The sequence below is a fragment of the Agromyces humi genome, assembly GCF_009720255.1.
GTDB classification, from domain to species: domain Bacteria; phylum Actinomycetota; class Actinomycetes; order Actinomycetales; family Microbacteriaceae; genus Agromyces; species Agromyces humi.
In genome coordinates, this window is sequence record NZ_WJSP02000131.1 from 1 (window position 1) to 9111 (window position 9111).

A 9111-nucleotide genomic window follows, 5' to 3' on the forward strand; every position below is an offset into this window, starting at 1 on the left:
CGCGGTGCGCGGCGGTGCGGTGAGCGGCATCGGCGGCCACAACGCCGCCATGGCCGTGCTCGAGGCCGAGACGGCCTGACCCGCCGGCGCACGGCGCAGGCGGGTCAGGGGAGCCGGTCGGAGCGACCGATCAGAAGACGAACATCTGCCCCATGACGAGGATCGCGATGACGAAGACGGCGATGATGCCGCCGACGATCGCGACGGAGCGGCCCGACAGGCGCGCGATGGCGTAGCCCACCAGGAACGGCAGCGCGACGAGGAAGATCGTGACGACCCACCAGAACGCGACGTAGCCGCCGGGCGACATCTCGTCGAGGCGACCCGCGAAGAGCTGCTGGGTGTTGGGGTGCGTCGCGAACGAGAAGGCGGCCGAGAGCGGCACGGCGATCAGCGCGAACACGAAGACGCCGGCGAGGAAGCCCCAGAGACCGGACTTGCCCTCGGTGATGTTCAGGCCCTCCTCATGCTGCGCGGTCGCCTGACGCGTGCTCGACGACTGCCCGCCCGACGGATGATTCGGCTTGCGCTTGGCGCCCCCACTTGATCCCATGGCGCAACTCTAGTGGTTTGCCGCACCCCGGGTTTAGCCTGAGATCCACGACGAGCAGGGGGCGCCATGACCGCGAAACCGACCGGCCACTACACGTTGAAGCCAGACGGGCTGTACCTCCAGTTCGACCGCCTGTTCCACGCTCCCATCGAGGAGGTCTGGTACGCCCTCACCAATCCCAACGCCATGCGCGCATGGATCGGCACCTACACCGGCCGGCCCGAGACCGGCGGCGTGCGCTTCCAGATGACGTTCGAGGGCGAGGGCGCCGAGTGGCAGAACGTGAGCATCCTCGAGTGCGCGCCGCCGCACCGGTTCCTCGCCGACTCGGGGCCGGCGCCCACCGGCATCCGCGTCTTCGCCCATCTCCGCGAGGCCGCCGGCATGACCACGCTCACCTTCGGGCAGCGGCTTCCCAACACCGCGGATGCCGCGACGATGGGTCCCGGCTGGGACTATTACCTCGACCGGCTCATGGCCGCCCACGGCGGCCGCCCGCTGCCCGAGTGGGAGACGTACTACCCGGCGTTCGCCGACCACTACAAGGGCCTGCACGTCCCGGCTGAGACGCACGGCTGAGACGCACCGCTGACGGGCAGACGGGCCGACGACGCCCGGCGCCTCGGCGACGTCGTGCGTGCTTCGGAGGCTCGCGGCATCCGCGCCCCTAGACTGACGCCGTGAAGAGCATCGAGCGGCGCGCCCGCGAGCACAGCACGGTCAGCACCGGTCGCGAGCGTGCCGCCAACATGATGGCGAATCGTCCCTTGGTCTGGGCTTTCATCGCCACACTCGGCGTGCTCCTCGGCCTCGCGCTGGCCTGGACGCTCCTCAGCCTCGGGGGCGTGCTCTTCTCGGTGTTCGCGGCAGGGTTCATCACGCTCGGCCTCGACCCGCTCGTGCGGTGGTTCCAACGGCGCGGCATGAAGCGCGGCGTCGCGATCCTGACCGTGATCATCCTGTTCGTCCTCGTCATCGTCGGCATGCTGTGGATCGTGCTGCCGCTCGTGGTCACGCAGGCGGTCACCTTCGTCGAGCAGGTGCCCGACATGTACAAGAACCTGCAGTCGCAGCAGTGGTTCCAGGACGCCCAAGCCGGCACCGGCGGCATCATCGGCACCGTCTACAACTGGGTGGTCGGCCTCATCAGTGACCCGAGCACGTGGGCCACGATCGGCGGCGGGGCGCTCAACGTCGGGCTGGCGATCGTCGGCGGCATCTCGACCGGCTTCTTCATCTTCATCCTGACCATCTACTTCATCGCGACCCTCGACTCCTCGAAGGCAGCCATCTACACACTCATCTCGGCCTCGCATCGCGAGCGCGTGGTGGGATACGCCGAACGGATCATGCAGAACGTCGGCCGCTACCTGAGCGGCATGGTGATCCTCGCGTTCTTCAACGCGGTCTTCAGCCTCATCGTGCTGACCGTCGCGCAGGTGCCATACGCGCTCGTCATCGCGGTCGCGGCGTTCTTCATCACGCTCATCCCACTCATCGGAACGGTGCTCACCACCATCGTGATGACCGTGCTGGCGCTCTTCGTCTCGCCGCTGTCGGGCATCATCGTGCTCGCCGCGATGCTCGTCTACATGCAGGTCGAGGCGTACATCCTCACGCCGAGGGTGATGTCGAAGGCCGTGCAGGTGCCCGGCTCGATCGTGCTCATCGCGGCCCTCGCCGGCGGCACGCTCGCCGGCCTGCCCGGTGCGCTCGTCGCGATCCCGGTGGCGGCCGGCATCCTGCTCATCGTCAAGGAAGTGGTCGTGCCCGCGAAGGCGCGGTCCTAGCCGAGCGGGCCGCGGTCGAGCGGATGCCGCGGGGCGGCGCTCGCCCGAAGGCTCACCAGAGCGACGGCGCCTTGGCCCTCGTCGCCGGCAGCGCGACATCCGCGCCCCAGCGTTCGATCCACTCGGGGATGCCCTGGCCCTCGATCGCGCCGAACTCGGCGATGAGCTCGGAGACGGGCACGGTGCCGCCGGTCTTGCGCAGGAAGCGCGCGCGGATGAACCCCTGTGCGTAGACCTCGGCCTCGCCGTCGGGGCCGGGTCGCACGAAGCGCTGCTCCATGTAGACGGCCTTGTCGTCGTAGCCCACGAGCTTCGACTCGATCGTGAACCGCTGCCACAGGCTCAGCGACTTGCGGAACGTGATCGTCTCGCTGGCGACGACCGGATACCAGCCCTTCGCTCGGAACGCCCCCCAGACGCCGTTGCGCACGAGCATGTCGAAGCGCGCGACATCCATGATCGAGAAGTACACGCCGTTGTTCATGTGCCGGTTGATGTCGAGGTCGGTCGGCAGGGTGATGAAGTTCGTGCGCGCCACGTCGTAGTGGCCGAGATCGGGCTTGCGACGGGACAGGAACAGCACGTGCAGCAGCGTGCGGAAGAACATGTGCATAGTCCACGACTGTATGCGGGATCCGCTGACGGAACCTCCACCTTGGCGGGTCTGCACAGCCGGCGGGCGGATGCCGCGCGCCGCCGTTGTGCGATCCGTCCGAAGCCGCGTCGGGCGAGCCGCCGCGCCCGGCCGCGCCGCGGCGGCTCCATGCCTCAGCCCCGGACGGGCACGTGCCGCTCGTCGGGACCGTCGTAGACCGACAGTGGACGGATGAGCGCGTTCGACGCGGCCTGCTCCATGATGTGGGCCGTCCACCCGGTGACCCGGCTGGCGACGAAGAGGGGCGTGAAGGTCGCCGTGTCCCAGCCCATCAGGTGGTAGACCGGCGCCGACGGGTAGTCGAGGTTGGGCTTGATGTTCTTGCGCTCGCCCATGGCCGTCTCGAGGGCCACGTAGAGCTCGAGGACGTCGGGGCGGTCGTAGTGCTCCACGATGCGCTCGAGCGCATCGCGCATCGTCGGCACGCGGGAGTCGCCGTTCTTGTAGACGCGGTGGCCGAAGCCCATGATCTTCCGCTTGTTCGCCAGCGCGTCGTCGAGCCAGGCCACTGCCCGCTCGGCACTGCCCTCGCCCATGCCGATCTCGTCGAACGCGTGCATGACGGCCTCGTTGGCGCCGCCGTGCAGGGCGCCCTTGAGCGCGCCGATGGCGCCGACGACCGCCGAGTACAGGTCGGCGAGCGTCGACGTGATGACGCGCGCCGTGAAGGTGGAGGCGTTGAACGAGTGCTCGGCGTAGAGGATCATCGACACGTCGAACGCCGTGACGACGTCGAGCTCGGGCGCCTCGCCGAAGGCCTGCCAGAGGAAGTTCGCGGAGTAGCCGAGGTCGTCGCGCGGCTCGACGAACTCGAGCTCGTGACGGCGGCGCTGGTCGTAGGTGACGATCGACGGCAGCTTCGCGAACAGCCGGATCGCCTTGTCGAGGTTCGCTTCGCGGGAGTCGTCGGGCGTGTTCGGGTCGCTCGCGCCGATGACGCTGACCGCGGTGCGCACGACGTCCATGGGATGCGCCGTGAGGGGCAGCTCGTCGATGATGCGCTTGACCTCGTGGTCGAGACCGCGGTGCGACCGCTCGCGCTCCTCGAACTCGGCGAGCTGTCGGTCGTCGGGGAGCTCGCCGTACCAGAGCAGGTAGGCGACCTCCTCGAAGGTGACGGATGCCGCGAGCTCCTGCACCGGGTAGCCCCGGTACAGCAGCGAGTTGGTCTCGGGGTTGACCTTCGAGACCGCCGTGTAGTCGACCGGCACGCCGGCCAGGCCCTTGTAGATCTCTCGCTCTTCCAAGTGCGTCCCCTTCGTCGCTGTGCCGCATCAGCCTACCCTTCCGGAGTGCGCCCTCCGGCCCCGATGCCGCAGCATCCCGTTCCTCAGCGTCTCACTTCGAGAGGACGGGATCTGCGGGTCCGAGCCATCCCGAAACCAGCAGATCTCGTCCTTACGCCTCCCGGCGGGGCGCTCGAGTCGTCCTCCACAGCTCGGGCCTGGACGGGCTGCTCGCCCCACGTGGTCGTCGGACGCGTCCGGCGCGGCTCAGCGGCGCTCATGATCGGGCGTGACTCGTCGATCCCCCATTCCCCACGCGCTCGGCGCCGGGCCGTTCACCACACGAGCTGCGATGGTGGCCGGCGTCCGTCCCGGCCGCCTCCGGGCATCCGACCTGGTCGCGCCGACCTCCGGCGTGCGAGTCCGCGCCGCGCTGCACTATGAGGAGCGCTGCCGAGCGGTGCTCCTCGCGCTCCCTCCGCATGCCTTCCTCTGCGGGGCCGCCGCCGCCGAGCTCCACGGCATTCCGCTGCCATAGCGGCTCGGTCGGCCGCCGCAGGTCGAGGTGGCCACGCCCGGTCCCGGTCGTGCAGTCCGGCGGGCGGGCATCGTGGCGCGGAGCCTCATCGTGTTCGGCGACGAGGTCGGGCTGCTCCGCGGCATCCGTCTCACCTCACCAGCGCGCACCTGGTGCGATCTCGCGCGAACGCTGACGGTCCCCGAACTGGTCGCAGCCGGCGATCCGCTGCTCGTCCGCGGCGCGGATCTCGTCGGTGCCGTACGACGCCATCCCGACCGCCGGCTGCACGTCAAGCTCCGCATCGCGTGCGACCTGCTCGACGCAGGCTCGGAGTCGCCGAAGGAGTCGGAGACGCGAGCCCTGCTCCAACTCGGCGGCCTGCCCCGTCCACGAACGAACGTGCCGATCTTCGACGCCGGTCGCTTCCTCGCCCGCGTCGACCTGCTGTACGAGGAGTACGGCGAGGTGCTCGAGTACCAGGGCGACCACCATCGAACCGACGCGCTGCAGTGGCGCCGCGATCGAGGTCGCATCGTCCGCCTCGAGGACACGGGATTGCACGTGATCGAGGTGACGCAACTGGACCTCGACGATCCTGCGGCGTTCGTCGCGCGCGTGGCTCGGACCCTCGCGCGAAAGGGGTGGACGGGGGCGCCGCAGTTCTCGCGGTGGTTCCCGACCTGACCTCGTCAGGACGATATCCGCGAGTGCGACAGCGCGATCACGCGCAGATCCCGTCCTCACGAAGGCACGGCAAGGCGGCGGGCGGCCGGAGCGGCGGGGGGCGGGGGGCGCGGCGGCGGATGCCGCGGGGTCAGCGGGGGGCGGGGGGCGGCGGATGCCGCGGGTCAGCGGGCGACGCGGAAGTTGAAGATCGACGTGTCGAAGTGGTTGTAGCCCTCGTAGTCGATGAGCTCGTAGAGGTCGGCGCGGTGCTGCATCTGCCCGAGCATCCCGTTCAGGGAGCCGGTCTCCTCGAGCTCGTCGAGTCCGCGCATCGCAGCGCCCATCGCGAGGCGCAACAGCGACACGGGCCAGATCACGAGGTTCATGCCGACGTCCGCCAGCTGCCGCACCGTGAACAGCTCGCTCTTGCCGAACTCGGTCATGTTGGCGAGCAGTGGCACGTCGACGGCGGCGCGGATCGCGGCGAACTCCTCGAGCGACGACATCGCCTCGGGGAAGATCGCGTCGGCCCCCGCGTCGACGAGCTTCTTCGCGCGGTCGACGGCGGCGTCGAGGCCGTCGACGGCACGGATGTCGGTACGAGCCATGATGAGGAAGTTCTCGTCACGGCGGGCGTCGACCGCGGCGCGGATCCGCTGCAGGGCCGTGTGCTCGTCGACGACCTGCTTGCCGTCGAGGTGGCCGCAGCGCTTGGGGTTGACCTGGTCCTCGATGTGCAGGCCCGCGAGCCCGGCGTCCTCCATCTCCTGCACCGTGCGCGCGACGTTCATCGGCTCGCCGAACCCGGTGTCGGCGTCGACGATGGCGGGCAGTTCCGTCATGCGCGCGATCTGCTTCGCCCGTCCGGCGACCTCGGTCAGCGTGGTCAGCCCGATGTCGGGCAGGCCGAGGTCGGCCGAGAGCACAGCGCCCGAGATGTAGACGCCCTCGAAGCCCTTCCGCTCGATCAGCCGCGCCGAGAGCGGGTTGAACGCACCCGGGAACCGCATGATCTCCCCGCTGGCGAGGCGCTCGCGGAAGAGCCGGCGCTTCTCATGGGCGGGAGTCTGGGCATAGAGCATGGTGGGCCTCCTCCGATCCAGCCTAGCTTCGCGCGGATGCCGCATGGCCGAGCGGATGCCGCAGCGCAGGCGCCGCACGCGGCATCCGCTGCACCGGGCCTCAGCGCATGCCGTAGGCGCGCGTGATGACGGCGTCGAAGGCGCGGTCGCTGAGCAGCCGCCGAGCGAGCAGGATCGCCTTCGCGCTCGTGGGCACCGCGTAGCGGGTACGCGGCCGGCGGGCGGTGACGGCCTTGCCGATGGCGGCGGCGACGACGCGCGGGTCGGCTCCGACGCCTGGGCGGTCGGCCACGCCGTAGGTCTTCGCGAGCTGGTGCGCCTGCTGCGCGTAGGCGGTGTCGCCCGAGCGGGCCAGGGCGCTCTGCGCGGAGATGCCGCCCCACTCGGTGCGGATCGCGCCGGGCTCGATCACGACGACGTGCACGCCGTGCGGCTCGAGCTCGACGCGCAGCGAGTCGCTGAGGCCCTCGACCGCGAACTTCGTGGCGTGGTACCAGGCGCCGAGCGGCTCGTACATCTTGCCGCCGATCGACGAGACGTTCACGATGCGCCCGCTGCGCTTGGACCGCATGTGGGGGAGCACCAGCTGGGTGAGCCGCGCGAGCCCGAAGACGTTCACCTCGAACTGGCGGCGCGCCTCATCGAGCGGCACGTCCTCGAGTGCCCCGTACGACCCGTAGCCCGCGTTGTTCACGAGCACGTCGATGCGGCCCTGCTCGCGCAGCACCTGCTCGACGCCCGAGGTCATCGACGCGTCATCCGTCACGTCCATCTCGATGACGTGCACGCCGCGGCCGGCGAGGGCCGACATGCGGTCGACTCGGCGCGCCGCCCCGTAGACGATGAACCCGCGGCGGGCGAGCTCGATGGCGGTGGCTTCGCCGATGCCCGACGAGGCACCGGTGACGAGGGCGACCTGCCCGGCGCCGTCGGACCCGGCCATGGCTAGAACAGCCCCGTGGGGATGTCGACGCCGACGAGCGCGCCCGGCGCCGCGGTGATGGTGAGGCCGCCGAGCTCATCGGGGCCGAGCTCGGGCAGGCGCTGCGCGAGGTCGAGGAACCGCTCGATCTCGGCCTCCTCGAGCACCCACTCGGAGAGCGTGCGGAACTTCTGCACGTACTGCTCGCGCGCGAAGGGCCGGGCGCCGAGCGGATGCGCGTCGGCGACGGCGATCTCGTCGACGATCTCGTTCCCGTCGGACAGCTTGATGACCACGCGACCGCCGAACGCCTTCTCGGCGATGTCGTTCGAGTGGTAGCGGCGCGTCCATTCGGGGTCCTCGACCGTGGAGACCTTCCTCCACAGCGCGACCGTGTCGTCGCGGTGCGCACGCTCGGGCGAGTACGAGTCGGCGTGGTGCCAGGTGCCGTCCTGCAGCGCGACCGTGAAGATGTAGGGGATCGAGTGGTCGAGCGTCTCGCGGGAGGCGTCGGGGTCGTACTTCTGCGGGTCGTTCGCGCCCGAGCCGATCACGTAGTGCGTGTGGTGCGAGGTGTGCAGGGTGATCGACTCGATGCGGTCGGGGTCGTCGAGGACCAGCGGGTACTCGTCGTGGAGCTTGCGGGCGAGGTCGATCCACGCCTGCGCCTGGTACTCGGCCGAGTGCTCCTTCGTGTAGGAGTCGAGGATGGCGCGCTTGGACTCGCCGTCTTCGGGGATCGTGACCTCGTAGGAGGCATCCGGCCCGTCGAGGAGCCACGCGATCACGCCGTCTTCGCCCTCGTAGATCGGCACGGGGCTGGTCTCGCCGCGCATCGCGCGGTCGACCGCCTCGACGGCCATCTTGCCGGCGAAGGCGGGGGCGTGCGCCTTCCATGTGGAGATCTCGCCCTTGCGCGACTGGCGGGTGGCGGTGGTGGTGTGCAGCGCCTGGCCGATGGCCTGGAAGATCGTCTCCTGGTCGAGCCCGAGCAGGGTGCCGATGCCGGCGGCGGCCGACGGGCCGAGGTGCGCCACGTGGTCGATCTTGTGCTTGTGCAGCGAGATCGCCTTCACGAGGTCGATCTGGATCTCGTAGCCGGTGGCGATGCCGCGCACGATGTCGCGACCGGTGAGGCCGCGCGCGGCGGCGAGGTGCTGGGCCACGGCCACGATCGCCGGGATGTTGTCCCCGGGGTGCGAGTACTCCGCGGCGAGGAACGTGTCGTGGAAGTCGAGCTCGCGCACGGCCACGCCGTTCGCCCACGCGGCCCACTCGGGCGACGTGCGGCGTGCGGCATCCGCGCCGAAGACCGTGGCGCCGTCGCCGCCGATCGACACCGGATGTGCGAGCGCCTGGCTTCGCGCCGACACGACCGGCTTGCGGGCGAGCGAGGCGGCCGCGACCGCCGCGTTGTCGATCACCCGGTTGACGACCATGTCGACGACGTCGTCATCGAGCTCGACGGGGTCGGTCGCGACCCCCGCCAGCTGCCAGGCGAGCTGGCCCTCGCGGACCAGGTTCTCGTCGCTTCGGTGGGTGCGCAGGTGGTGGGTCTTCACGTGCCCACCGTATCGAATGGGGCCTGTGGATGCCCCGGGGCGCGCGAACTGCGGCCGGGGGGTTGCCGAACGGGGTGCGGCGTGCGAAGAACGCGGCTCGGGCGTCGGCGCCATCGTCGCGCGAGGCGGGCGTCA

Annotated in this window: 10 protein-coding genes; 4 read left to right on the forward strand and 6 right to left on the reverse strand. The window is 70.2% G+C overall.

Features of this window, described 5'->3' with window-relative positions:
* Positions 1-130 precede the first annotated feature (130 nt).
* Positions 131-553 carry a VIT1/CCC1 transporter family protein gene (locus GH736_RS11870; RefSeq protein ID WP_159603488.1) on the reverse strand — a complete coding sequence of 141 codons (423 nt, stop codon included), beginning with the start codon at positions 551-553 and terminating at the stop codon, positions 131-133.
* A gap of 66 nt (positions 554-619) precedes the next feature.
* Here GH736_RS11870 and GH736_RS11875 point away from each other — a divergent pair, with 66 nt between their 5' ends.
* Both GH736_RS11875 and GH736_RS11880 read left to right on the forward strand, forming a co-directional pair.
* Positions 620-1132 carry an SRPBCC domain-containing protein gene (locus GH736_RS11875; protein WP_159603490.1) on the forward strand — a complete coding sequence of 171 codons (513 nt, stop codon included), beginning with the start codon at positions 620-622 and terminating at the stop codon, positions 1130-1132.
* Between the two features lie 101 nt (positions 1133-1233).
* Positions 1234-2343 (forward strand): AI-2E family transporter, encoded by a 1110-nt coding sequence (locus GH736_RS11880; protein ID WP_235934082.1) that lies wholly within the window; start codon positions 1234-1236, stop codon positions 2341-2343.
* 52 nt (positions 2344-2395) lie between these two features.
* Here the strand turns inward: GH736_RS11880 and GH736_RS11885 are convergent, their stop codons facing one another.
* Positions 2396-2956, reverse strand: a complete 561-nt coding sequence (locus GH736_RS11885; protein ID WP_159603492.1) for a thioesterase family protein — start codon at positions 2954-2956, stop codon at positions 2396-2398.
* Positions 2957-3111: 155 nt separating this feature from the next.
* On the reverse strand, positions 3112-4245 hold the full coding sequence (locus GH736_RS11890; protein WP_159603494.1) for a bifunctional 2-methylcitrate synthase/citrate synthase: 1134 nt from the start codon (positions 4243-4245) through the stop codon (positions 3112-3114).
* A gap of 268 nt (positions 4246-4513) precedes the next feature.
* Between GH736_RS11890 and GH736_RS11895 the strand changes: the two genes are divergently transcribed.
* Both GH736_RS11895 and GH736_RS11900 read left to right on the forward strand, forming a co-directional pair.
* Positions 4514-4762, forward strand: a complete 249-nt coding sequence (locus tag GH736_RS11895; RefSeq protein ID WP_159603496.1) for a hypothetical protein — start codon at positions 4514-4516, stop codon at positions 4760-4762.
* A gap of 72 nt (positions 4763-4834) precedes the next feature.
* Positions 4835-5428: a hypothetical protein gene (locus GH736_RS11900; RefSeq protein WP_159603498.1), complete on the forward strand. Its 594-nt coding sequence runs from the start codon at positions 4835-4837 to the stop codon at positions 5426-5428.
* A gap of 164 nt (positions 5429-5592) precedes the next feature.
* Here the strand turns inward: GH736_RS11900 and prpB are convergent, their stop codons facing one another.
* The 3 genes from prpB to GH736_RS11915 all read right to left on the reverse strand — a co-directional run bounded on the left by prpB (position 5593) and on the right by GH736_RS11915 (position 8976).
* Positions 5593-6492 (reverse strand): methylisocitrate lyase, encoded by a 900-nt coding sequence (gene prpB / locus GH736_RS11905; protein ID WP_159603500.1) that lies wholly within the window; start codon positions 6490-6492, stop codon positions 5593-5595.
* Positions 6493-6592: 100 nt separating this feature from the next.
* A complete protein-coding gene (locus GH736_RS11910; protein WP_159603501.1) occupies positions 6593-7435 on the reverse strand; it encodes an oxidoreductase in 843 nt (280 codons plus the stop codon).
* 2 nt (positions 7436-7437) lie between these two features.
* On the reverse strand, positions 7438-8976 hold the full coding sequence (locus GH736_RS11915) for an MmgE/PrpD family protein (RefSeq protein ID WP_203230743.1): 1539 nt from the start codon (positions 8974-8976) through the stop codon (positions 7438-7440).
* Positions 8977-9111: the final 135 nt, after the last annotated feature.